General features: G+C 70.7%; 1 pseudogene. It reads left to right on the forward strand.

The window, feature by feature from the left end:
• Positions 1-270: pseudogene (locus tag KVT32_RS30140) on the forward strand (GGDEF domain-containing protein); the annotation flags it as partial.

Consider the following 270-nt stretch of genomic DNA (forward strand, 5'->3'; position numbering starts at 1 on the left):
TGTTCGTCGGCCAGGCGCTGGCCCGTCCCGGCATGGACCGCGTCTTCAGCCGCCTGATGCACACCGGCGCCGCCCTGTGCGTGATCGCGGCGCTGGCCTACGCCTCGGGCCTGATCGGGGTCGACATGCTGGCCGCGATCGTCAGCACCCTGGGCATCATGCCGATGCTGCTCGGGCTGCCGGGCGCCTTCATGCGCGCGCGCCGCGGCGACCGGGTCGGCATCTACTTCCTGGTCGGCTGGACCATCAGCTTTTCCAGTTCGCTGGTGC

The sequence above is a fragment of the Achromobacter sp. GbtcB20 genome (genome assembly GCF_019091095.1).
Lineage (GTDB): Bacteria > Pseudomonadota > Gammaproteobacteria > Burkholderiales > Burkholderiaceae_B > Achromobacter > Achromobacter mucicolens.